The sequence below is a fragment of the Roseateles sp. P5_E1 genome, assembly GCF_054049335.1.
The window spans coordinates 390,902-411,703 of the sequence record NZ_JBFUMN010000001.1 but is presented as its reverse complement, the minus strand read 5'-3'; the positions used below and the strand labels follow the sequence as shown (position 1 = coordinate 411,703).

20 protein-coding genes are annotated in these 20,802 nt (G+C 67.5%); 10 read left to right on the top strand and 10 right to left on the bottom strand.

Annotation, left to right across the window (positions count from 1 at the left end):
• Positions 1 to 2 precede the first annotated feature (2 nt).
• The 3 genes from ACXJKJ_RS02015 to ACXJKJ_RS02005 all read left to right on the top strand — a co-directional run bounded on the left by ACXJKJ_RS02015 (position 3) and on the right by ACXJKJ_RS02005 (position 2,766).
• On the top strand, positions 3 to 902 hold the full coding sequence (locus ACXJKJ_RS02015) for a PEP-CTERM sorting domain-containing protein (RefSeq protein ID WP_457321818.1): 900 nt from the start codon (positions 3 to 5) through the stop codon (positions 900 to 902).
• Between the two features lie 212 nt (positions 903 to 1,114).
• Positions 1,115 to 1,456 (top strand): helix-turn-helix domain-containing protein, encoded by a 342-nt coding sequence (locus ACXJKJ_RS02010; protein ID WP_056191376.1) that lies wholly within the window; start codon positions 1,115 to 1,117, stop codon positions 1,454 to 1,456.
• Complete coding sequence (locus tag ACXJKJ_RS02005) at positions 1,456 to 2,766, top strand: type II toxin-antitoxin system HipA family toxin (protein WP_457388858.1); 1,311 nt, start codon at positions 1,456 to 1,458, stop codon at positions 2,764 to 2,766. The genes ACXJKJ_RS02010 and ACXJKJ_RS02005 overlap by 1 nt, the downstream gene beginning before the upstream one ends.
• 55 nt (positions 2,767 to 2,821) lie before the next feature.
• Here the strand turns inward: ACXJKJ_RS02005 and ACXJKJ_RS02000 are convergent, their stop codons facing one another.
• From ACXJKJ_RS02000 to ACXJKJ_RS01990, 3 genes are all read right to left on the bottom strand, one after another.
• Positions 2,822 to 3,463 (bottom strand): head GIN domain-containing protein, encoded by a 642-nt coding sequence (locus ACXJKJ_RS02000; RefSeq protein ID WP_457388856.1) that lies wholly within the window; start codon positions 3,461 to 3,463, stop codon positions 2,822 to 2,824.
• Positions 3,464 to 3,711: 248 nt separating this feature from the next.
• Entirely contained in the window at positions 3,712 to 4,455 is a 744-nt protein-coding gene (locus tag ACXJKJ_RS01995) for a LytR/AlgR family response regulator transcription factor (RefSeq protein ID WP_057297707.1), read from the bottom strand.
• Positions 4,452 to 5,555: a sensor histidine kinase gene (locus ACXJKJ_RS01990; RefSeq protein ID WP_457388853.1), complete on the bottom strand. Its 1,104-nt coding sequence runs from the start codon at positions 5,553 to 5,555 to the stop codon at positions 4,452 to 4,454. The genes ACXJKJ_RS01995 and ACXJKJ_RS01990 overlap by 4 nt, the downstream gene beginning before the upstream one ends.
• A 156-nt stretch (positions 5,556 to 5,711) precedes the next feature.
• Here ACXJKJ_RS01990 and ssb point away from each other — a divergent pair, with 156 nt between their 5' ends.
• Together ssb and ACXJKJ_RS01980 are read left to right on the top strand one after the other, a co-directional pair.
• Complete coding sequence (ssb, locus tag ACXJKJ_RS01985; RefSeq protein WP_457388852.1) at positions 5,712 to 6,278, top strand: single-stranded DNA-binding protein; 567 nt, start codon at positions 5,712 to 5,714, stop codon at positions 6,276 to 6,278.
• 126 nt (positions 6,279 to 6,404) lie between these two features.
• Positions 6,405 to 7,151 (top strand): hypothetical protein, encoded by a 747-nt coding sequence (locus ACXJKJ_RS01980; protein WP_457388850.1) that lies wholly within the window; start codon positions 6,405 to 6,407, stop codon positions 7,149 to 7,151.
• A 49-nt stretch (positions 7,152 to 7,200) separates the two neighbouring features.
• On the opposite strand, the gene ACXJKJ_RS01975 is transcribed toward ACXJKJ_RS01980, so the two are convergent.
• A complete protein-coding gene (locus ACXJKJ_RS01975) occupies positions 7,201 to 7,713 on the bottom strand; it encodes a YcxB family protein (RefSeq protein WP_457388848.1) in 513 nt (170 codons plus the stop codon).
• Positions 7,714 to 7,869: 156 nt separating this feature from the next.
• Between ACXJKJ_RS01975 and ACXJKJ_RS01970 the strand changes: the two genes are divergently transcribed.
• Positions 7,870 to 9,756: a putative Ig domain-containing protein gene (locus ACXJKJ_RS01970; protein ID WP_457388846.1), complete on the top strand. Its 1,887-nt coding sequence runs from the start codon at positions 7,870 to 7,872 to the stop codon at positions 9,754 to 9,756.
• Between the two features lie 288 nt (positions 9,757 to 10,044).
• Here the strand turns inward: ACXJKJ_RS01970 and ACXJKJ_RS01965 are convergent, their stop codons facing one another.
• Both ACXJKJ_RS01965 and ACXJKJ_RS01960 read right to left on the bottom strand, forming a co-directional pair.
• Positions 10,045 to 10,557 carry a YcxB family protein gene (locus tag ACXJKJ_RS01965; protein ID WP_457388844.1) on the bottom strand — a complete coding sequence of 171 codons (513 nt, stop codon included), beginning with the start codon at positions 10,555 to 10,557 and terminating at the stop codon, positions 10,045 to 10,047.
• 7 nt (positions 10,558 to 10,564) lie between these two features.
• Positions 10,565 to 11,815 (bottom strand): cation:proton antiporter, encoded by a 1,251-nt coding sequence (locus ACXJKJ_RS01960; RefSeq protein ID WP_457388842.1) that lies wholly within the window; start codon positions 11,813 to 11,815, stop codon positions 10,565 to 10,567.
• A 191-nt stretch (positions 11,816 to 12,006) separates the two neighbouring features.
• Between ACXJKJ_RS01960 and ACXJKJ_RS01955 the strand changes: the two genes are divergently transcribed.
• Positions 12,007 to 12,777: a PEP-CTERM sorting domain-containing protein gene (locus ACXJKJ_RS01955; RefSeq protein ID WP_457388841.1), complete on the top strand. Its 771-nt coding sequence runs from the start codon at positions 12,007 to 12,009 to the stop codon at positions 12,775 to 12,777.
• A gap of 35 nt (positions 12,778 to 12,812) precedes the next feature.
• Here the strand turns inward: ACXJKJ_RS01955 and ACXJKJ_RS01950 are convergent, their stop codons facing one another.
• Positions 12,813 to 13,130 (bottom strand): helix-turn-helix domain-containing protein, encoded by a 318-nt coding sequence (locus ACXJKJ_RS01950; RefSeq protein WP_457388839.1) that lies wholly within the window; start codon positions 13,128 to 13,130, stop codon positions 12,813 to 12,815.
• 156 nt (positions 13,131 to 13,286) lie between these two features.
• On the opposite strand from ACXJKJ_RS01950, the gene sodC reads away from it, so the two are divergent.
• The gene (gene sodC, locus ACXJKJ_RS01945; protein WP_056191350.1) at positions 13,287 to 13,823 is read left to right on the top strand and encodes a superoxide dismutase family protein; all 537 of its coding nucleotides are present in this window, start codon (positions 13,287 to 13,289) and stop codon (positions 13,821 to 13,823) included.
• Between the two features lie 21 nt (positions 13,824 to 13,844).
• Here the strand turns inward: sodC and ACXJKJ_RS01940 are convergent, their stop codons facing one another.
• Positions 13,845 to 14,813: an AraC family transcriptional regulator gene (locus ACXJKJ_RS01940; RefSeq protein WP_457388837.1), complete on the bottom strand. Its 969-nt coding sequence runs from the start codon at positions 14,811 to 14,813 to the stop codon at positions 13,845 to 13,847.
• Between the two features lie 76 nt (positions 14,814 to 14,889).
• Here ACXJKJ_RS01940 and ACXJKJ_RS01935 point away from each other — a divergent pair, with 76 nt between their 5' ends.
• The gene (locus ACXJKJ_RS01935; protein WP_457388835.1) at positions 14,890 to 16,125 is read left to right on the top strand and encodes an MFS transporter; all 1,236 of its coding nucleotides are present in this window, start codon (positions 14,890 to 14,892) and stop codon (positions 16,123 to 16,125) included.
• The gene (locus ACXJKJ_RS01930; RefSeq protein WP_457388833.1) at positions 16,122 to 17,132 is read left to right on the top strand and encodes an NADP-dependent oxidoreductase; all 1,011 of its coding nucleotides are present in this window, start codon (positions 16,122 to 16,124) and stop codon (positions 17,130 to 17,132) included. The genes ACXJKJ_RS01935 and ACXJKJ_RS01930 overlap by 4 nt, the downstream gene beginning before the upstream one ends.
• Before the next feature lie 21 nt (positions 17,133 to 17,153).
• Here ACXJKJ_RS01930 and ACXJKJ_RS01925 read toward each other — a convergent pair whose 3' ends face one another.
• Together ACXJKJ_RS01925 and coxB are read right to left on the bottom strand one after the other, a co-directional pair.
• Positions 17,154 to 19,745: a cbb3-type cytochrome c oxidase subunit I gene (locus ACXJKJ_RS01925; protein WP_457388831.1), complete on the bottom strand. Its 2,592-nt coding sequence runs from the start codon at positions 19,743 to 19,745 to the stop codon at positions 17,154 to 17,156.
• The gene (gene coxB, locus ACXJKJ_RS01920) at positions 19,742 to 20,707 is read right to left on the bottom strand and encodes a cytochrome c oxidase subunit II (protein ID WP_056191341.1); all 966 of its coding nucleotides are present in this window, start codon (positions 20,705 to 20,707) and stop codon (positions 19,742 to 19,744) included. Before coxB ends, ACXJKJ_RS01925 begins: the two co-directional genes overlap by 4 nt.
• Positions 20,708 to 20,802 lie beyond the last annotated feature (95 nt).

The following is a 20,802-nucleotide window of genomic DNA, read 5'->3' as shown; positions in this document are numbered from 1 at the left end:
TCATGAAATTCCGGCATCTTCTGGTGGGCCTGACCGCCCTCGGCTGCGCCTTCGCAGCATCCGCAGGCTCGACCATCGCCAGGACGTCGGCCAGCGCGCTTGGCACGCAATTCGACCCGCCCGTGGACGATTTCGACAGCGGCACGTTCAGCGCCTCGTCATCAGCCGCCGGCAACGGCGCTGGCGGCACGGCTGATGCGTCGGTGGCCCTGGGTGTCATCAAGCTCTACGCCTCCAGCTTCGCCGGCGCCGGCAACCACCTGGGCACCGCCTTTGCCGAAGGCGCGTACGGGGAGGACATCACAATCAGCTCGGCCGGTCTCAACGGTACGCAGGCGCGCGTCACCATGGGTGTCACGCTGCAAGGCATGATCGACCCGACCGGGGGCGGCTATTCCTCGGTGAACTTCTCTTTGAACGGAGCCGGTTTCCTCGGCAGCTGGGGCGCCCACTCGAACCCTGCATTCCCGGGCGGGTTCCCAGTCGACTTCGTCAGCGCCGTGGCTGGCGGCCCGCTGTACTACTCGGGCATCCACAACATCAAAATCACCATCACGCTGGGCACGCCCTTCACCTTCACGGAGCGGCTGACGGTGTCTGCGGGCAAGATCGACTGCTTGAGCGACCCACAATGCAGCACCAGCGAAGCAGCCTCGGTCACTGCCGATTTCGGCCACTCTTCGTACTGGAACGGCATCTCGGCGATCTCGCTGCTCGACCCCAACACCGGCCTGTACGTGCCTGCGGACATGTCGCTGTTCACGATCACGTCGCCCTCGGGGCTGAACTGGGCCCAGTCCTTTGCTCCGGTGCCGGAGCCGTCCTCGCTGTGGCTGATGTCCCTGGGCGGGCTGCTGGCCGCCTGGCGATACCGCTCGCTCGCCCGATCCCACCCGCGGTAGGCGCGTTTCCCCGCCGGATAGGAGCTTGGTGCTGTGCTTGATGCCCGGCTCTTGCATATCCTGGCAAGCAGCTTGACACGGTAGGCGCTGCCGCGCGGCGCTTGGTCGTGCGCAACGCTTGAGCGCTTGAACGGCACCAACCCACCATGCTGGACAAAATATGGTGAAAATGTTCATAATGGTGGACATTTTCGAACCGGATTACCTGTCCGATGCCCAGCAAACCGCCGGTCGTTTTCCCCCAGGAGCAGCGTCTTCTTGCTGCTCTTGGTGAGCGGCTGCGCCTGGCGCGGCTGCGCCGCAAGCTCAGCTCCATGACCGTTGCGCTCCGGGCCGGGATCTCGCGCTCCTCCCTTTACAACGTGGAGGCTGGCGATCCCGGCGCGACACTTGGGACCTATCTGAGGGTGCTCGCCGTACTGGGCCTCGAGAAGGACATCGAGTCGCTCGCGGCCGACGACCAGGTGGGCCGCAAGCTTCAGGACCTGGCGTTGGAGCCCAAGCCCGCTCGAAAGCGCGGCGCCATGCCAGCGTCCTCGCCGAGAGGATCTTGATGAGCGGCTCGAACCTGGAGGTCTGGCTCGACTGTGATCTTGAAGACGCGCGGCGTGTAGGCACGCTGTCTCACGATCGCGGCCAGGTCCGTTTCGTCTACGAGCGGGACTGGCTGAAGGACCCGATGGCATTTTCGGTCGATCCCGATTTGTCCCTCGGCGACCAGCCCTACTTTCCGAAGCCAGAGCTGGGCAACTTCGGCATCTTCCTGGACTCGTCCCCGGACCGCTGGGGCCAAACGCTCATGAAGCGACGAGAAGCTCTGCAGGCGAAGGACGAAGGCCGAACGCCCCGGAACCTTTATGCCTGGGATTTCCTGATCGGCGTTCAGGACTTCACGCGTCAAGGCGGGCTGCGATTCCGCCTGGAGGGCGCCGAGGAATTCCTCGGCGCCGAAAAGATGGCCGCACCCCCCGTGACCAACCTGCGCGAGCTCGAGGCCGTGGCCACGTTGCTAACGAGCAAGCGCATCGACGATCTTGACGCGCTGCGTCGGTGGCTGGCCGTGCTGGTGGCGCCAGGCGCTTCATTGGGCGGGGCCAGGCCGAAAGCGAACTTCGCCGAGCAGGACGGCTCGCTCTGGATCGGGAAATTCCCATCGCGTGACGATGACCGGGACATAGGCGCCTGGGAGGCCGCTGTCCACACCATGGCCAAGAGGGCCGGCGTCAGTGTTCCAGCCGCCCGCGCGGTCAGGTTGAACAGCGAGTTCCACACCTTCTGCGTCCAGCGATTCGATCGCGAGAATGGCAAGCGGCAGTTCTATGCGTCCGCCATGACGCTGCTCCGGCGGGAACAGAGTGAGGGCGCGAGCTACCTTGAGCTCGCCCAATTCCTGAGTGCCGGTGGAGACCCTGCATACGTCGCCAGCGACCTCAAGCAGCTGTTCCGTCGAGTGGCTTTCAATGTCGCCGTCGGCAATCGAGACGATCACCTGCGCAATCACGGGTTCCTGCTCGGCAAAGATGGCTGGCGGCTGTCTCCTGCCTTCGATGTCAACCCGAACGTCGACAAAGCGGAGCATGTGCTCAACATCGACGATGTCGACAACCGCCCGAGCATGAGCACGGTGCGGTCGACAGCTGCGTTTTATCGACTCACAGACGCCGAGGCAGGCGCCATCGTCGAAGAGGTGGCGGCCGTGGTCGACCAGTGGCGCGACGTCGCCCGTGGAGCGGGCATTTCCGGCGCGGACATCGAGGTCACGGCCGGCGCCTTCTCGGCTCACCGGCAGTACAGGGCAGATGCACTGAATGCCACGTCGCAACCGATGGCCGCGGCCAAGTCTCGGCGGTCAATGATCCGGTAGCAAAACTCACTGGCTGGCATGGTGTTCGCGGCACCGAGCCTGCTTGTCGAAATACCTAGTTCCGCCGTTCGCCGCGTGCGCTGATCGAGCCCATGCCCGACACCGAGCGCTGCACCGACGGGTTGCCGAAGTAGTCCACCGAGCCGATGCCCGAGATATTGGCCGCCAGCTCGTCGGTCACCCACAGCAGCACATTGCCGATGCCGCTGACGCTGACACGGGCGCGCTGGGCCTGCAGGCGGTCGGCGACCACCTTGCCCTTGCCGGAGATCTGCAGCGCCAGGTCCTCAACGCGCCCGCCGAGCTGGCCGTCACCGGCACCCGAGATGACAAAGGTGAGCTGCTTGGCCTGCAGCTGGTCCAGCCGCACCAGGCCTGCGCCGCTGATGAAGAGCTTGAGCTGGTCGGCGCGCAGGGGCAAGGGCGCGTGCACGTCGCTGGCGCCGGACAGCGACAGCCCCTTCAGCTGACGCATCTCCACCTGCACGAACAGCTTTTGGCTGTGCCAGAACTTCCAGCCGCCGGTCGGGCGAATGATGAGCTGGCGGTCGGCCAGCTCGACCTCGACGCTCTTCTGCACCTCGGCGTCGCCGGCGATGAAACACTGGTCGCGCTCGCCCTGCACGAGGATGACGCGCGCCGCGCCGGCCAGCTCCAGGCGATCGAAGGCGCCGGGGGCGTAGATGCGGCCGGGCATTGCTGGGGTGGCCGGCGTCGCTGGTGTCGCTGGTGTCGGAGGAGTGGCCGGCGTCGCTGGTGTCGCCGGCGTCGGAGGAGTGGCTGGTGTCGCTGGCGTGGCGGGAGTGGCTGGCGTTGCTGGTGTCGCCGGCGTGGCGGGAGTGGGGGGCGTCGCTGGCGTGGGGTGCGGGTGAGGCTGGGCCTGCGCCAGGCCGAGGGCTGCCAGCAGCAACGCCGGCAGGAGGCGCCTCTTCAAGGTGTTGGTCTTCATAGCGACTGCTCCCTCAACATCTTGGACACCTCACGGTTGGCCGTGATGCGCGTGCCGTCACGCAGCTGCACGACGAGCTGGGAGTTCTCGTCCGGGGTCATGCTCTCGACGAAATCCAGGTTGACGATGCAGCCGCGCTGCACGCGCAGGAACTTCGCCGGGTCCAGCCGCGTCTCAAAATCGGCAATCGGCAGCCGCACCAGGAAGCTGCGGCCCTTGCTGGTGATGGCGGTGTACTTGTTGTCGGAGCGCAGGCACTCGATGGCGTCCACCTGCAGCGGGAAGATCTTGCCCTGGTCGCGCACCAAGAGGCGCGTCAGCGGCGCGTCGGCCGGTGCGCCCAGCGCCTGGGCCACGTCGGCAGGGCTGGGCGAGGCGTCGCGCAGCACATGGCTGATCGCCTCGTCGAAGCGCTCGCGCGAGAAGGGCTTGAGCAGGTAGTCCACCGCATGCAGCTCGAAGGCCGTCAGCGCGTGCTGGTCATAGGCGGTGGTGAAGATGATGCGCGGCTGGTGGGCCTCGCCTTGCAGGGCCTGCACCACTTGCAAACCCGTCAGGCCCGGCATCTGGATGTCCGTCAGCACCAGCGCGGGCTTGAGCGCGCGGATCTGCGCCAGTGCATCGTCGCCGTCCTCGCAGACAGCCACCAGCTGCAGGCCCGGCGTGGCCTTGACCCAGTCGGCCAGGGCTTCGGCAGCCAGGTGTTCGTCTTCGGCGATGAGAACGGTGGTCGTGTTCATGTCTGAGGAATGAAGAGGTCGACGCGAAATCCTGCGCCGGGAGCGGTGTGGATGCGCAGGCGCGCCTGGCCGTCGTAGTCCAGGGCGAAGCGCTTCTTCAGCGCCGCCAGGCCCACGCCGCGGCGCTGGCCGGGTTGGGGCTCCAGGGCCTCGGGCTCGCAGCCGGGGCCGTCATCGGCCACGGCCAGGTCCAGGCCATGGTTGAGCGCATTGCGGCGCGCGGTGATGGTCACCTTGCCGCCGCCCTTGCGGGTGGCCACGGCGTGCAGGATGGAGTTCTCGACCAGGGGCTGCAGGGTGAGCGGCGGCAGCTCGTCGGCCATCACGCGCTCCTCCAGGTCCCAGTCCACGCGCAGCCGCGAGCCCAGGCGCAGGGCTTCCAGGGCCAGGTAGTCACGCAGGAAATCGATCTCGTCGGACAGCATCACGCGGTCCTCGGCGCCGCGCTTGGTGTCCAGCACATAGCGCAGCATGGCGGCGAACTTCAGCAGCGAGGCCTCGGCGGCGGCCGGGTCCTTGCGGGTCAGGGCGATCAGCGAGTTCAGCGTGTTGAACAGGAAATGCGGGTTCAGCTTGCCGCTGATGGCCGACAGCTCGGCCTTGGCCAGGGCGCTTTCAGCCTGGGCGGCGTGCACGGCCGCCGAGCGCGCCGCGCGCGACTGCAGCACGGCGGTGAAGGCGGTGGCTATTGCTGCGTAGACCACGAAGCCCCACACCGAGCGCCACAGCAGGCCGGCCAGCAGCACGGCGCCGGCGTGGTCGGTGCCGAACAGGGCGGCGTTGACGGCGAACTCGCCCGCCTGCCACAGCGCCGAGAAGGACAGCGCCGCCATCGCATGCGCCAGGGCGGTCGCGGCCGCGCCGGCATCGGTGCCGTGCAGGCGGCGGGCCACCGGCCAGACGGCGACGCCCAGCAGCATCGGCGCCCACAGCATGGTGGTGGCCTGGTAGACGGCCAGCCAGAACGGGTCCAGGCCGCGGTCGAACTCGCTGCCCGCCAGCACGAACAGGCACCAGGCCAGCGCGCAAGTCCCGGCGTACGCCAGCCACAGCCGCACATTCGGGCGGCGGTTGCTGGAGCGAGGGTCGGGGGAGTTCATGGCTTCATCTTAGGGAGCCCCATCGGGCGGGCGGCGAGTGGAGAGACGAAGTGCGGGCCCCGGGGTGCGGGATGCGGTCTACGTGGAGTTGCTGACGGGGTTCGGCGAGCCCCTCGGCATAATTCGCCCCTTCCCCATCGAATTCGGACGAGCGTCATGGCCAGCGTCAACAAAGTCATCATCATCGGCAACGTCGGCAAAGACCCCGAGGTTCGCTACAACCCGAGCGGCGGCGCCTGGGTCACCCTCAGCCTGGCGACCACCCGCAACTGGAAGAACCGCGAGAGCGGCGAGCGCCAGGAAGAGACGGAATGGCACCGCGTCGTCTTCAACGACCGCCTGGCCGAGATCGTCGGCGAGTACGTCAAGAAGGGCCGCCCCCTCTATGTCGAAGGCCGCCTGAAGACCCGCAAGTGGCAGGACAAGGAAGGCCGCGACACCTACACGACCGAGATCATTGCCCAGGAAATGCAACTTCTGGGCGGCCGTGATGGCGCCGGCGGTGGTGATGAAGGCGGCGGTGGTGGCGCCAGCTACGGCCGCGGTGCGGGTGGCGGCGAAGGTGGCGGTGGCGGCTACAGCCGTGGCGGTGGAGACGAGGGCGGTGCCMGCCCGGCAGCGCGCCCGGCTGCGGCCCAGCGCCCGCCCGCTCCGCGCGCGCCGGCTGCGGCGCCCAAGGCGGCGACGGGGTTTGACGATATGGATGACGATATTCCGTTCTGAAGCCGATCATTTTAAGCTTGTGAAATAAAGGCCCGCAGCTAGTCGCTACGGGCCTTTTTACTTGTTTGCGGAATATTTTCTACTCACGTCTAACGCAGCGCAACACGGCGCCCCTGGGAGGAGCTGATGGAAGTTCAGAATATTTTGACATTAGCGAGAGATGCATCTTGGGGTTTGGTCGGCGCGATTGCGGCGGTCATAGGCCTCATGCTGACATGGCTTTATCGACAAAACAGGCCAGTACGAGAGCTTGCCTTTGGAATCGTTTCATCTAGACGCCTTTTATCGGTACATGAGGCGTTGTCAAATAGAGTGACCATGTTTCTCGATGGGCAACCTGTTGATAACGTTCATTCGATACTGTTCGCATTAAAGAATTCCGGCAATCAACCAATTCGACCAAATGAGTTTCATCGCTCTCTAGAAATTACTTTTTCAGCAGGGGAGATAATTTCTGTGGAGGGATGGGGTCACCCCAAGCAGGTCGAATGCATTGTTTCTCTCAATAGCGAGCAATCCATCGTTTTGGAGTCTTGTCTTGTAAATCCGGGCGAGGAGTTGCTAATTCATGTGCTCTTTAGCGCCCCCAAAGTTGATTATCAACTGCACTATCGCATTGAGGGGATAACTAACCTCCATTGCCTGAATCGATCCCAGCCCCTTCCTCCATATTGGCAGTCGGGTGCGCCATTAATGCTGGTCATAACGGCGGTGATGTTTTTCAGCACCTATATGCAGTCCCGTCAACCAGATGTTCTCTGGTACTTGGTCGGCATTTCTGTGATCGCGCTAGCCGCCAGCCTCTATCAACGTGGACGTGACCTAATTTCGGCGCGGCGGCGAATCTCGAGCGAGGCCGCCAAGTATGGCTAAGTGCAGAAAGCTGCCTCAGACCGGTTGGCGCGCGCGGCGCTGCCGGGCCTCAAGACAGCTTGCGCGGCGTATTGGCAGGCCCCACCTGGCGCACCAGCATTGCCCTGAATTCACCTTGAGCTTCCACCGAGCCAAAGCATCGCTTGGGGATCAAGTTGAACAACACGTCCGATTGGTAGAGAACAAAAACCACCTTGGTCTCTCTCCACCGGTAGACGTTCCCCCAAGGCAGAAGCCCTTCACCATTCACGGTTCTGAACTGCAGGCCGGCTTCGCCAATCTCGACCGATGCCGGCTGGTGAAGTGAGCGCTGCTGCGCATACAGACGCCGCACCTTCCATGGCAGATAAAGCCAATACCAGGCGGGGACGTAGCAGATCGCCAGCACGCCCAGCCCGTCAGACCAAGAGCCTTCCCCTCGCCACCACGAACCCAACATGAAGACCAATGCGGCCAGGGCAAGGACGACGACCAAGATGCCGAGCACTGCAAATGCAGGGCGAGGCTTGAAGCCGGCGCGAATCGCTGACAAATAGTCGTCGGAGCTCAGCTGGATCTGCATGGCGAGCTCAGGCGGCTCTGGCGTTCTCCACCCGCCGCCGGTAGCGCAACGCAAGCGTGATCAGCAAGCAATTGGGGGCCGTGAAGAATGCCATCAGCGCCTTCGGCATCCACCCCGAATGCTGCGCCAGGGCGCTTCTAGAATCGCCGCGCCCGCATGCGGGACGACATCAAAAGCACGGGGAGGACGGATATGAGGGCCACGGGTCTTTGCGCAGCCTTGGTTTGCGCTGCAATTTCCATCGGCTGTGGCGGTGGGGGCGGCAGCAGCACGCCGACGCCGCCAGCACCGACGCTGTCCTACGCCGCACCCCAGGCCTACGTGCAGGACCAGGCGACATCGACGCTGGCGCCGACCACATCAGGCACCGTGACGTCGTTCAGCGTCGCACCCGCGCTGCCGGCCGGCCTTGCGTTGAACACCACCACGGGCGCCATCTCGGGCACGCCTACCGCCGGCACCGCTCCCGCCGACTTCACCGTCACGGCGACGGGGCCCGGCGGCTCGGCCAATGCAAAGATCCGCCTGGCTGTCCAGCCTGCCGCCAAGGTCACTCGCATGACGGTGGCGGGCACCTCGGTCGCTCCGCTGGTGACGCTCGACGGCGCGGCGCTCGGCCTCACTGGCACCGTCTACGCCAAGGCGAGCGACAAGGACGGCGTGATCGGCTCGACCGTCGCAGTCACCGCCAGCGGTGGCAGCTATGTCCTGGAGTTTTCGACCGCCGGCTCCGCCACGGCAGGCGTCCATGCCGGGCAGGCGGTGGTGAGCCTCTGCCAGGATGCGGCCTGCGCTGCGCCGCAGGCGACATCGACGCTGTTCGTGAACTACAGCGTCAACGTCCTTGCCGCAGGTGGCGCCTGGCCGGGCAATCACCTGACGGCGCTCTCGCCCGTCGCGGGCGCACCGGAATGGGCCACGTTCCAGGGCAACGCCGCCCACACCGGCTACGTGCCGGTCACGCTCGACGCCAACAAGTTCGACACCCGCTGGCAAATCACGGTGCCGTCCTTCATCTATTTCAACGGCCGCTTCAACCTCGGCACGGTCACCACGGCAGGCGGCAACTTCTACATCGCCGGAGACAACGCCGTTTCGGCTCGGCGTGAGCATGACGGTGCCGGCGTCTGGAGCTACAGCTTCGGCGAGCTGCCCTACCCTTCCACCAATCCGCCGGCCGTCAGCAACGGGGTCGTCTATGTCGCGGCCGGTCAGCAATCGTCGACCTATATGTTCGGCCTGGACGCCAGCAACGGCACCGTGCTGTTCAAGTCCCGCATGTCATCTCAGTGGGAGCACTATCTCGCTCCCACCGTGGGGCCCTCAGGCGTGTACACCAACGCGGGAACCTACGGCGGGCTGTATGCATTCAGCACGCAGGGCACCGAGTTGTACTTTGCCGGAGCCGCACAGCAATCTGCGTGGACCCCAGCCGTCGACGCCAACGCGGTGTATGCCTATACCGGCAACTCCCTGCAGGTGTTCGACCCTGTTTCCGGCGCGCTCAAGATGAGCATCGCCGATCCGTCCTTCACGAACTACATCTACGAAATCGGCGGCTCCCCCGTCCTCGGCGGCGCCAACTCCGTGTTCGCCGCGGCCTATGCCAACAGCTTTCTGAATGGCGGAGGGATCGGCAATTCACTCCTGCACTTCAACCTCCAGTCGCGGACCGTCGACTGGTCCATCAGGGGCGTCTACCCCTCGACGCCGGCCTATGACGCGGGCGTCGTCTACGCGGCCAACAACAACCCCTTGCGACTCGAGGCCCGCTCGGAAGCCGACGGCTCGCTGCTCTGGTCCTGGACGCCCCAGGCGTCTGGCGATACGGAATTCGTCAGCGAGGTCCTGCTCACGAAGAACACCGTGATCATCAGTACCAACACCTCGACCTACGTCATCGATCGCTCGGCACACCGAACGATCTGGAGCTATCCAGCATCGGGCAATCTCGCGCTGTCACCGAACGGCATTCTGTACATCGTGTCGCAAGCCGGCTGGTCCGGCTCGACGGCAACGATCACGGCCATCAACGTTCAATAAGTCAGCCAAATCCGGGCGAGAGCGCAGTGCACCTGCGTGCGGCGGCCCGGGGCGCAGGGCACGGCCAGGGCCGCCGACAGCAGGCCGGCCATCATCGAATAGAGCGCATGGGAGTTCCTTGCAAGGGCTGCAGCCTGCGCAGTTTGCAAAGCGCATCCATGAGCGGCATCGGCAGGCGACAAACTGCACCTGGCAACGAACAAGTCGGCGATGGGCCGGATAGCCCGCTGCCTGGCGCATGTCCGCCTCGGCACCCGCAGCCCGGTTGGCGCGCGGCGCTGCCGGGCCTCAAGACAGCTTGCGCGGCGTATTCGCAGGTCCCACCTGGCGCACCAGCATTGCCCTGAAATCACCTTGAGCTTCCATCGAGTCGAAGTACCGCTTGGGGATCAAACTGAACAACAGATCAGACTGGTAGAGAACAAAAACCACCTTGGTTTCTCGCCATCGGTAGACGTTCTCCCAGGGCATCAAGCCTTCGCCATTCACCGTCCGGAACTGCAGGCCGGCTTCGCCAATCTCGACCGATGCCGGCTGGTGAAGTGATCGCTGCTGCGCATACAGGCGCCGCACCTTCCACGGCAGATAAAACCAATACCAGGCGGGGAAGTAGCAGATCGCCAGCACGCCCAGCACATCAGACCAGGAGCCTTCCCCTCGCCACCACGAACCCAGCATGAAGACCAACGCGGCCAGGGCAAGGACGACGATCAAGATGCCGAGCGCTGCAAATGCAGGGCGAGGCTTGAAGCCGGCGCGAATCGCTGACAGATAGTCGTCGGAGCTCAGCTGGATCTGCATGGCGAGCTCAGGCGGCTCTGGCGTTATCGACCCGCCGATACCGCAACGCCAGCGTGATCAACGGGCTGGTCATGGCCGTCGTGGCCAGGGCCATGATGAGCAGGATGGTGAACATGTCGGGCCCGATGAGGCCGACATCCAGGCCGACCTTCATGACGATGAGCTCCATCAGGCCGCGGGCGTTCATCAGCGCGCCGGTGGCCATGCTCTCGGCGCCGTTGAGGCCGGCCACGCGCGCGCCCAGCCAGCCGCCCACCAGCTTACCGACCGTCGCCACGCCCACCACCAGCAGCATGGCGCCCAGGGCGCCGCCGGCAAAGGCCGAGCGCGTCGTCGACAGGCCGGCCAGCGCGAAGAACAGCGGCATCAACAGCACGATGGACAGCGGCTCGATGCGCTGCATCAGCGACTGCAGCAGGCGGTCGTCGCGCGGCAGCGTGGCGCCGAACAGGAAGGCGCCGAACACCGCGTGCAGGTGCAGCCATTCGGTCGCGGCGGCACAGCCCAGCAAGCCCAGCATCAGCGCCGCCAGCACGCCCAGCGAGGGCTCGCCATCGGGCGCCCGGGCGGCCAGCAGGCGGGCATAGACCGGTCGCACGACGAAATAGAGGACGGCGAGGATGGCCAGCGTGCCGGCGGCGATCCGGGCCAGGCCGGCATAGCCTTCACCCACTCCCGCAAGGGCGACGACAAAGGCCAGCAGCACCCAGGCGAACACGTCGACGACCGCGGCGCCGGCCAGGGCCAACTGGCCGAAGCGCGTCTGCGTCATGCCGCGGTCCTTGAGGATGCGGGCCATGACGGGGAAGGCGGTGATGGACACGGCGGCCGTCATGAACAGCGCAAAGGGCCAGAAGCCCACGCCCGCCGGCGCCAAGCCCGGGTAAACCGAGTAGAGGGCTGGCGTGATGGCCAAGGCCAGGACAGCCGGCGCGATGACGCTGAGCAGGCCGACGCTGCCGGCTGACCGCAGCTGTGAGCGCAGGCCGCCCGGCGCGCGGATCTCCAGGCCGACGACGAACATGAAGAGCACCAGGCCCAGCGTGGCCAGCGCATTCAGGCCACCCAGCAGGGGCTTGGCGAACAGCTGGGCATGCAGCTCCGGAGCGTAGAAGCCCATGACTGCCGGGCCGAGAACGAGGCCGGCCGCCATCTCGCCCACCACCTGGGGCTGGCCCAGATGGCGCAGCAACCAGCCGCAGCCGCGGGCCACGCCGAGGATGACGATGAGTTGCAGGAGCAGGGTGGTGGTGGTCATCGGATCGTTGAACGGCGCCTGAACGGCACGCGGGGCGGCGAATTTTAGGTGGCCACCCCGCAGCGCTCATTCGGCCCGCCAACAGGGGTGCGACGACCCTTGCCCGGCTCGACTGTGGGTCATCCGTGGRTGGAGCGCCGTCGGACGGGCGCGCAACATCGGCGGCTCCAACCCACGATCAGGAGAGCCCCATGACCTCTGCGACAAGCCAGCGTAGTCCCCTTGCCACGCTGCTGGCGCCAGCCTTGGCGCTGGTGCTGTCGGCCCCCGCGTCTGCCACGGTCTGCCCGACCGCGACGTTCGACCAGATCCTGGCGCTCGGCAACTGCACCATCGCAGGCTCCAACTTCGATTTCACCCAGCGGCAGCTGCCCTCGCACCCGGTCTGGAACAACGGGCCGTTTGCCGGCAACACGAAGCTGGCGCCGGACGCTGCGGCGGTCGTCTTCACGCCCGACAGCAGCCCCGGCAGCATCGGCTTCACGCTGGCGATGGACTTCGGCGTCGTGGGCCAGGCCTCCCGCTTCGACCCGTTTGCCCAGACGGTCAAGACCGGCAACTACATCGATGCGACGCTGGCCTACTTCAGCATCACCAACGCGGCTGGGATGGGCCTCAGCGGCTACTCGGTGACGATGGGCAACGTGGTGGTCACGCAGACCAGCTTCGACGCCATCGTCTACGCCAATCTGAACAGCGCCACCGCGGCGGTCAACAACGCCGGGTTCACGCGGCTCACCGAGGCCATCGACTATGGCGCCGTGCTGCCGGGCACCTTGATCTACGCCGCCAACCTCAAGGCCTACGAGTACTCGCCCGACGCCGCCCATGTGGCTGGCTTCGGCACCGTCAGCTTCGAATTCGCCCAACAGGCATTGGCGGTGCCGGAGCCCGAGACGGCCCTGTTGTGGTTGGCCGGGCTGGCGGGCATCGCCTGCATCGCGCGTCGTCGCACGGGCTGAAATCGCACGCGCCTGGCGTTGACCTCAGGCCGCTTTCAGCCTGCCCGCGCCGCACTGGGCGCATGCCCGATCACCCGCTTGAACGCCCGGCTGAATGACGCCTCGGACTCGTAAGCCAGCCTGTCCGCCGCCGTCACCACGCGCATGCTGTCCTGGGCGATCCAGCGTCGCGCCTGAAACATCTTGATCTTGGCGACGTAGCGGGCCGGGCTCTCGCCCACGGTGCGCGTGAAGGCGTCGGCAAAGCTGGAGCGCGAGGCGCCCATGACGTCGGCCAGCTCGAGCAGGCTCCGGTCGCGCTCGGGCTCGGCGGGGATGGCAGCGACGACCGTGCCGATCTTGGGGCAACGCAATTTGCGCCCCGATGACGGGCACCTCGCGCCCCCGCCTGTAGGCGCATCGGCCAGGCCTCGCCTGCCCGCACATCCCTTGTCCGCTTTGTGCCCGGCAGCCCGTCTGTCAGGGCAGGGCTGAACGAGGTGTCCGGCCCGCTGTCAGGGAGACCCACCATGCGCTTCTTCTCCATCGCCACGCTGCTGGCCCTTCCCGTCGCCGCGGTCCAGGCCGCTGCCATCACCGTGCCCATGCACCTGATCGACAGCCGGGGCGCGGTGCAGGCGATCGGCGAAGTGGTGGTGACCGAATCGGCTTACGGCCTGGTCTTCACGCCGGTGCTGAACGGCCTGCCGCCGGGCAGCCATGGCTTTCATGTGCACGAGAACCCGAGTTGCGCAGCGGGCCTGCGCGACGGCCAGCCGGTGGCGGGCCTGGCGGCAGGTGCCCACCTGGACCCGCTGGGCAGCGGGCGCCACGGCACGCCCTGGGGCGACGGCCACCTGGGCGACCTGCCCGCGCTGGTGGTGGAAGCCGACGAGCGCGCCAGCCATGCCGTGCTGGCGCCACGGCTCAAGCTCGACGACCTGCGTGCACGCTCGCTGATGATCCACATCGGCGGCGACAACCACGCCGACCACCCGATGCCGCTGGGCGGCGGCGGGGGTCGCATGGCCTGCGGCGTGACGCCGTCGGGCGCGCGGGAGCAATGAGGGCGGCGCCGGGCCGGTGCTTCAGGGCGACGGCCCCCGCGCCGCACTCGGCGCATGCCCGATCACCCGCTTGAACGCCCGGCTGAACGACGCCTCCGATTCATAGCCCAGCCGGTCCGCCGCCGTCGCCACGCGCATGCCGTCCTGCGCGATCCAGCGGCGGGCCTGGAACATCTTGATCTTGGCGACGTAGCGGGCCGGGCTTTCGCCCATGGTGCGCGTGAAGGCGTCGGCGAAGCTGGAGCGTGAGGCGCCCATGACGTCGGCCAGCTCGGGCAGGCTCCAGTCGCGTTCGGGCTCGGCGTGGATGGCGGCGACGACCTTGCCGATCTTGGGGCAACGCACCGCGGCGATCCAGCCGGTCGCGTCGCTGCAGCCGCATTCCACCCAGGCGCGGATGATGCTGGCGGCCAGCGCGTCGGCCAGGCGGGCCAGGATGCCGCAGGCGCCGATGCGGTCCAGCGCCACCTCGCGCTCCATCGCGTCCAGCAGCACGGGCACGGTCGCGTCCTTCTGCGCCAGGTCGCCGGCCAGCATGACGGGCGGCATCATCGCGATGAGGGGGTGCAGCGGGTCGAGGTTGAAGCGCAGCGCGCCGCAGAACATCACGTCGGTGGCGTCGTCCACCACCGCGGCGGCCGTCCCGGGTGCGGCGCCGACCAAATAGATGTTCTCCGACACGGCGACGCGCGACAGCGAGTCGATATCCACCGCCGGCACGTCGGGCGCGCTGGCCAGCACGTGAAAGCTGCCGTGCGGCAGCAGCACCGCGTCGCCGGCATTCAGCCGCACCCAGTCGGTGGCTGCGGTGCGCAGCCAGCAGCCGCCGTGTCCAACGAAGTGAAAGCGCGCCGAGCGCTGCGCCGGGAAGGCCACGGCCCAGGGCGCGCGCAGGATGCAGCGGCCGTACTCGACGCCGTCCAGGCGCAGGCCCAGCAGGATCTCGGTCAGGGTGTCGCGGCCCTCGGGTCTGGACGAAAAGTTAAGCATCTCGGCTTTCCTGGCATTCAATCGCCGGCAGCCTATTCCTAGCATTCAGACCTCGCTGACAAAGGGTCTTGCCGCCGTGACTTCCTCTTCCTGCACTGCCTGCCCCACCGACCCCGGTGGCCACGCCATCGCCGCGCCCGCCCCGGCCCACACCACCGCCCGCTGGCCGGCCGTCGCCTCGCTGACGATGGGCGTCTTCGGCCTCGTCATGGCCGAGTTCCTGCCGGCCAGCCTGCTGACGGCCATGGCCACCGACCTCGGCATCAGCGACGGCGCAGCCGGCCAGGCCGTCACCGCCACGGCCCTGGTCGGCGCCGTCGCCGCGCCCGCCCTGCCGCTGCTGACGCGCCGGCTGGACCGCCGCGTCGTCATGCTGGCCCTGAGCGCGCTGCTGGTGCTGTCCAACCTCCTGGCTGCCACTGCCGGCAGCCTGGCAGCGCTGCTGGTCGCGCGGGTGATGCTCGGTGTCGCACTGGGTGGCTTCTGGTCGATGTCGGCGGCGCTGGCGATGCGCCTGGTGCCCGAAAACCTGTTCGCCCGCGCCATGTCGGTCATCCTGACCGGCGTGTCGGTCGCCACCGTCTGTGCCGCGCCCATCGGCGCGTGGATGGGCGACGTGTGGGGCTGGCGCAGCGCCTTCATCGCGGCCGGCGTGGTCAGCCTCGTCACGCTGGCCGTGCAGGCGGCCACGCTGCCGGCCCTGCCGCCGCGCGACAAGCCGGATCTGCGTGTGCTGGCCGAGCTGCTGCGCCGCCCGCCGGTGCGCGTGGCGCTGCTGGCGGTGCTGCTCGTTATCTCCGGTCACTTTGCCGGCTTCACCTACATCCGCCCGCTGATGGAGCAGGTCACGCACCTGTCGGTCGGCGCCATCTCGGGCGTGCTGCTGGGCTATGGCATCGGCGGCTTCTTCGGCAACTTTGCCGGTGGCTGGCTGGCCGGGCGCAGCGAGCGCCATGCGATCGTCGCCGGCGGCGTGCTCATCGCGGTGCTGGCGGCGAGCCTGCTGGTGGCCGGCAGCTCGCCCGTCGTCACGGCCGTGGCCGTCACGCTGTGGGGCTTTGCCTTCGGCGCCTTTCCGGTGGGCTTTCAGACCTGGATCGTGCGCGCCGCGCCCGACCAGGCCGAGGGCGCCGGCGGCCTGCTGGTGGCAGCCTTCCAGATCGCCATAGCCAGCGGCGCCAGCGGCGGCGGCCTGCTGGTGGACCGCATCGGCGCGCTGGGCGGCCCGGCCTTCGCTGTCGTTGCGTTGACGCTGGGCACGCTGCTGACGCTGCGCCATGGTCCGCGCGCCGTCGCCCGAGGTGCGCAATGAACCGCCGCCTCACTCTCGCCGCCTACCCGCAAGGCTTGCCCGGGCCGGAGCACTTCCACCTCGATACCCAGCCCGTGCCCGAGCCCGCCGAGGGCCAGGTGCTGCTGCAAACGCTCTATCTGTCCGTCGACCCCTACATGCGCAATCTGATGGCGCCGGTCGGGCCCGGCTATGCACCGCCGGTGCCGCTGGGCGGCGTCATGGTGGGCGGCACAGTCAGCCGCGTCGTCGCGTCACGCCATGCGAGGTTCAAGCAAGGCGAGCTGGTGCTGGCCAACGCGGGCTGGCAGGAATACGCCGTGAGCGACGGCAGCGACCTGCTGGCTCTGGGCGACGTGACGCAACCGTCGCACGCACTGGGTGGCCTGGGCATGCCGGGCTTCACGGCCTATGTCGGGCTGCTGGACATCGGCCAGCCCAAGCCGGGCGAGACCGTCGTCGTCGCCGCGGCCACGGGTGCGGTCGGCGCTGTCGTCGGCCAGTTGGCCAAGTTGAAGGGCGCCCGCGTCGTCGGCATTGCCGGCGGCGCCGACAAATGCCGCCACGCCGTCGAGGTGCTGGGCTTCGATGCCTGCCTGGACCGCCACGCCCCCAACCTCGCCGCGCGGCTGGCCGAMGCCTGCCCGCAAGGCATCGACGTCTATTTCGAGAACGTCGGCGGTGAAGTATTTGACGCCGTGCTGCCGCTGCTCAACCTGCACGCCCGCGTGCCAGTCTGCGGCTTCATCTCGCACTACAACGATGCCGCGCCGCCCACCGGCCCCGACCGCCTGCCTGGCCTCGTCGCCACGCTGCTGGCCAAGCGCATCCGCATGCAGGGTTTCATCATCCTGGATCACTACGGCGAGCGCTTCGACGCCTTCCGCCGCGAGATGGGCGCCTGGCTGCTTGAGGGCCGCATCACGCTGCGCGAGGACATCGTCGACGGCCTGGAGCAGGCGCCCGCCGCGCTGGCTCGGCTGCTGCAGGGCGGCAACTTCGGCAAGACCGTGGTGAAGGTGGCGTGAGAGGGTGATTCACACGCCGCCTCACGGCAGCAGCCGCGGCAGCAGCAGGCCGGCGGCACCCTCCAGCGCGGCGTAGATGAACAGCAGGCGCAACGCCTCCAGCGTCTTGTTGGCCGGGCGCGGTGCCAGGCCGCGCATCCAGCGCAGTGCGTAGAAAAACGCGGCCAGCACCACCGCCGCCACGACGCTGCCATGCCAGGCCAGCATCGCGTAGACCGTTGCGCCCTGGCCGCTGGCATCGCCGCGCAGCCCGGCGCGCCACCAGTCGAGCACGTCCACGGCCAGCGCGGCGGCCAGGCAAGCCGCGCTCAGGCCCATCAGCACGGCGCTGGCGCCGCTGCCACGCTTGAGCAGGGCCATCAGCGGCCGGGCGGCGTAGGCCAGGCCCGCCGACGCACCCAGCAGCAACAGGCCGGGAACCAGCGCGCCGCGCGGTGCCTTGTGCAGCCACCAGTCGGGGTGTGCGGCGTACAGGTAGAGGTAGCCGAACATCGCCATCAGGAAGATCATCCCGAGCACGATGTCGAGCAGCACCGCGGCCCACCAGCCGTGCGCCTGCGGGCCGGCCACATAGGTCGGCAGCAGAATGCCGGCGCCAGCGTCGACCTGGCTCTGCTGCGGCGGCAGGTGCCGGTCGTTGCTCCACACCCAGCGCATCAGGCAGAACACGGTCAGCACGCCGCACACGGCGCTCAGCGTCATGGCCTTCACGGTCAGCAGCAGGAAGAAGCCGGCCGTGGACAGCGCCGACAGCAGCGGCCACCACGAAGGCCCCGGCATGATCTGCACGTACTGCGGCTCGGCGCGCGCGGGGCTGGTGACGAGGGTCTCGCGCTGGCCGGTGGCGGTGTTGGGCAGGAAGTAGCGCCCGGCTTCCACATCCCTGGCCAGTTGGGGGTCGGTCCATAACGGCTCCAGGTCGTTGACCACCGGGATGGAGCGCACGCCGTAGTTGCCCGCCGACAGCCATTCCAGCGTGCCCCCATGGAAGGCATTGCGGGCATTGCCGCCGCTGCCGCCACGGGCGTAGCAACGGACCGCATCGATGAGGAACAGCAGCGCGCCCGCGGCCATGACGAAGGCGCCCACGGTGGAGATGAGGTTGGGCAGATCCCAGGCCCGGTCGGGCAGATAGGTGTTGACGCGCCGCGGCATGCCCATCAATCCAGTCAGGTGCATGGGCAGGAAGCAGACGTGAACGCCGACGAAGCTGAGCCAGAACACCCAACGCCCGAGCCGCTCCGACAGCTGCCGGCCGTTGATCATCGGCGTCCAGTAATACAAGCCGGCGAACAACGGGAACAGCATGCCGCCGATCAGCACGTAGTGGAAATGCGCGACGACGAAGTAGGTGTCGTGCGCCTGGCCGTCGAAGGCGACCATGCCCACCATGACGCCGCTGAGGCCCCCCATCACAAAGATGAGGATGCCGCCGACGAGGAACAGCGACGGCACGTTGCGCTGCACACGCCCGGAGGCGAGCGTGCAGATCCATGCGAACACCTGGGCGCCCGCGGGCACGGCCACCGCCATCGACGCCGCAGAAAAATAACCCGCCGCCAGCTCCGGCATGCCGACCGTGAACATGTGGTGGGCCCACACGCCGAAGCTGATGAAGCCGGTGGCGATCATGGCCAGCACGACGAGTTCGTGGCCCACCAGCTTCTTCTGCGCGACGGTGACGATCATGGTCGACACCATCGCCGAGGCGGGGATGAAGATGATGTAGACGTCCGGGTGGCCGAAGAACCAGAACAGGTGCTGGTACAGCAGCGGGTCGCCGCCGCGCGTGGCATCGAACAGCGGCCAGTTGAAGGCGCGCTCCAGCTCCAGCAGGAAGGTGACCATGATCATGGCCGGGAAGGCCAGGATGATCATGACGCCGAAGATCAGGATGGCCCAGGCGTAGACCGGCATTTTCGAGAGCGTCATGCCCGGGGCACGCGTGCGCAGCACGCCGACGATCAGTTCGATGGCGCCGGCGATCGCGCTGATCTCGATGAAGCCGATGCCCAGCAGCCAGAAGTCGGCGTTGATGCCCTTGGCGTAGACCCCCGAGCTCAGCGGCGGGTACATGAACCAGCCGCCCGACGGCGCCAGGCTGAACAGGACCGAGCCGAAGAAGACCACGCCGCCAATGGCATAGGCCCAGTACGAATAGGCCGACAGACGCGGAAAGGGCAGGTCGCGCGCGGCCAGCATCTGCGGCAGCAGCAGCACCGCAATGGCTTCGACGGCGGGCACGGCGAACAGGAACATCATCACCGAGCCGTGCATCGTGAACAGCTGGTTGTAGGTCTCCTGCGGCACGACGCTGGCCAGCGGCGCGGCCAGCTGCACGCGCATCACCAGCGACAGGATGCCCGCGGCGATGAAGAAGCCGAAGGCCGTGGCGATGAACAGGAAGCCGATGAAGTTGTTGTTGACGGCGCTGAACGCGCGCCAGCCGGTGGGCGTTTCCCAGGTCTTCTCCAGCGCCTCGAACTCGCCCGCGGGCCGACCGCCCTGCGTCGGGAAGCGCGCGTAAAGCCGCGTGTCGAAACCCGTCTCGGACGGCTCGGTCGCCGCATCGCCGAGTGCGCCTTCCACGCCGGGGCTGGCGGGCTGCGTCACTTCAACGACTCCATGTAGCTGGCCAGTGCGTTCAGCTCGGCCGCCTTCAACGAGCGGTAGGCGGGCATGCGGTTGTTCGGCTTGATCGACTGGCTGTCGCCGATCCAGCCAATCAGCGTGGCGCGCGTGTTCGGCAGGATGCCGGCGCCCAGGGACTGGCGCGCGCCGACGAAGGTCAGGTCAGGCCCGGACACGCCTTGTGCCGAGGTGCCGGCGACGCGGTGGCAGGCCGCGCAGCCAACCTCGTTGAAAAGTTGCTTGCCGCGCAGCGCCTCGACGCTGACATTGGTCTCAGGGGCCGGCTTCAGGCGTGCATCGAGCCACCGCTGCCAGTCCGCCGCCTCATGCGCGACGACGACGAAGCCCATCAGCGCATGCGCGCCGCCGCAGAACTCGGCGCATTGCCCGCCGTAGACGCCCGCCTTGTCGGCCTGCAGCTTGAGCCGGTTGGTGCGGCCCGGGATCATGTCCATCTTGCCGCCCAGCTTGGGCACCCAGAAGCTGTGGATGACGTCCTCCGAGACCATGTCGACAACGACCGGGCGGCCGACCGGGATGTGCAGTTCGTTGGCGTCAGCCAGGATCGCGCGGCCCGCCGCATCGAGGTAGGACACGCGCCACCAGTAGATGTTGCCGGACACGCGCATGCGCAGCTCGTCGCCCTTGATGGTGGACATGCCGGCGACCAGCGTGAGGCCCCAGGCCAGCAGCAGCAGCAGCACGCCGGCCGGGATGATCAGGCCGAACCACTTGACGACGCGCTCGCCGCCGAGCCGGGCGCGGAGCTCGTCACTGCCGTACAGCGCCACCCACATCGCCGCGCAGACGCCCAGAAAGATCAATGTGACGAGCGCGATCAGCACCCAGGCCAGCGTGGTGACCGAGTTGGAGAACGGCCCGTGCGGATCGAGCACCGGCGGCGGCCAGCCGCTCAGGGCCTCAGCGAGGTTAGGGCCTGTCATCCTATGAATCTCCCCCGCGCCGGGGCTGCAAGGGGTGCAGCGCTAGGCGCGAGCCGACGGTCGGGGCCCTTCCCCGACCTAGGTTCGCAACGACG

What these genes read in the sequence shown, in the direction of transcription:
- ACXJKJ_RS02015 (WP_457321818.1), top strand. Translation starts at nt 3, where the DNA reads ATGAAATTCCGGCATCTTCTGGTGGGCCTGACCGCCCTCGGCTGCGCC.
- ACXJKJ_RS02010 (WP_056191376.1), top strand. Translation starts at nt 1,115, where the DNA reads ATGCCCAGCAAACCGCCGGTCGTTTTCCCCCAGGAGCAGCGTCTTCTT.
- ACXJKJ_RS02005 (WP_457388858.1), top strand. Translation starts at nt 1,456, where the DNA reads ATGAGCGGCTCGAACCTGGAGGTCTGGCTCGACTGTGATCTTGAAGAC.
- ACXJKJ_RS02000 (WP_457388856.1), bottom strand. Translation starts at nt 3,463, where the DNA reads ATGCCCGGCCGCATCTACGCCCCCGGCGCCTTCGATCGCCTGGAGCTG.
- ACXJKJ_RS01995 (WP_057297707.1), bottom strand. Translation starts at nt 4,455, where the DNA reads ATGAACACGACCACCGTTCTCATCGCCGAAGACGAACACCTGGCTGCC.
- ACXJKJ_RS01990 (WP_457388853.1), bottom strand. Translation starts at nt 5,555, where the DNA reads ATGAACTCCCCCGACCCTCGCTCCAGCAACCGCCGCCCGAATGTGCGG.
- ACXJKJ_RS01980 (WP_457388850.1), top strand. Translation starts at nt 6,405, where the DNA reads ATGGAAGTTCAGAATATTTTGACATTAGCGAGAGATGCATCTTGGGGT.
- ACXJKJ_RS01975 (WP_457388848.1), bottom strand. Translation starts at nt 7,713, where the DNA reads ATGCAGATCCAGCTGAGCTCCGACGACTATTTGTCAGCGATTCGCGCC.
- ACXJKJ_RS01970 (WP_457388846.1), top strand. Translation starts at nt 7,870, where the DNA reads ATGCGGGACGACATCAAAAGCACGGGGAGGACGGATATGAGGGCCACG.
- ACXJKJ_RS01965 (WP_457388844.1), bottom strand. Translation starts at nt 10,557, where the DNA reads ATGCAGATCCAGCTGAGCTCCGACGACTATCTGTCAGCGATTCGCGCC.
- ACXJKJ_RS01960 (WP_457388842.1), bottom strand. Translation starts at nt 11,815, where the DNA reads ATGACCACCACCACCCTGCTCCTGCAACTCATCGTCATCCTCGGCGTG.
- ACXJKJ_RS01955 (WP_457388841.1), top strand. Translation starts at nt 12,007, where the DNA reads ATGACCTCTGCGACAAGCCAGCGTAGTCCCCTTGCCACGCTGCTGGCG.
- sodC (WP_056191350.1), top strand. Translation starts at nt 13,287, where the DNA reads ATGCGCTTCTTCTCCATCGCCACGCTGCTGGCCCTTCCCGTCGCCGCG.
- ACXJKJ_RS01940 (WP_457388837.1), bottom strand. Translation starts at nt 14,813, where the DNA reads ATGCTTAACTTTTCGTCCAGACCCGAGGGCCGCGACACCCTGACCGAG.
- coxB (WP_056191341.1), bottom strand. Translation starts at nt 20,707, where the DNA reads ATGACAGGCCCTAACCTCGCTGAGGCCCTGAGCGGCTGGCCGCCGCCG.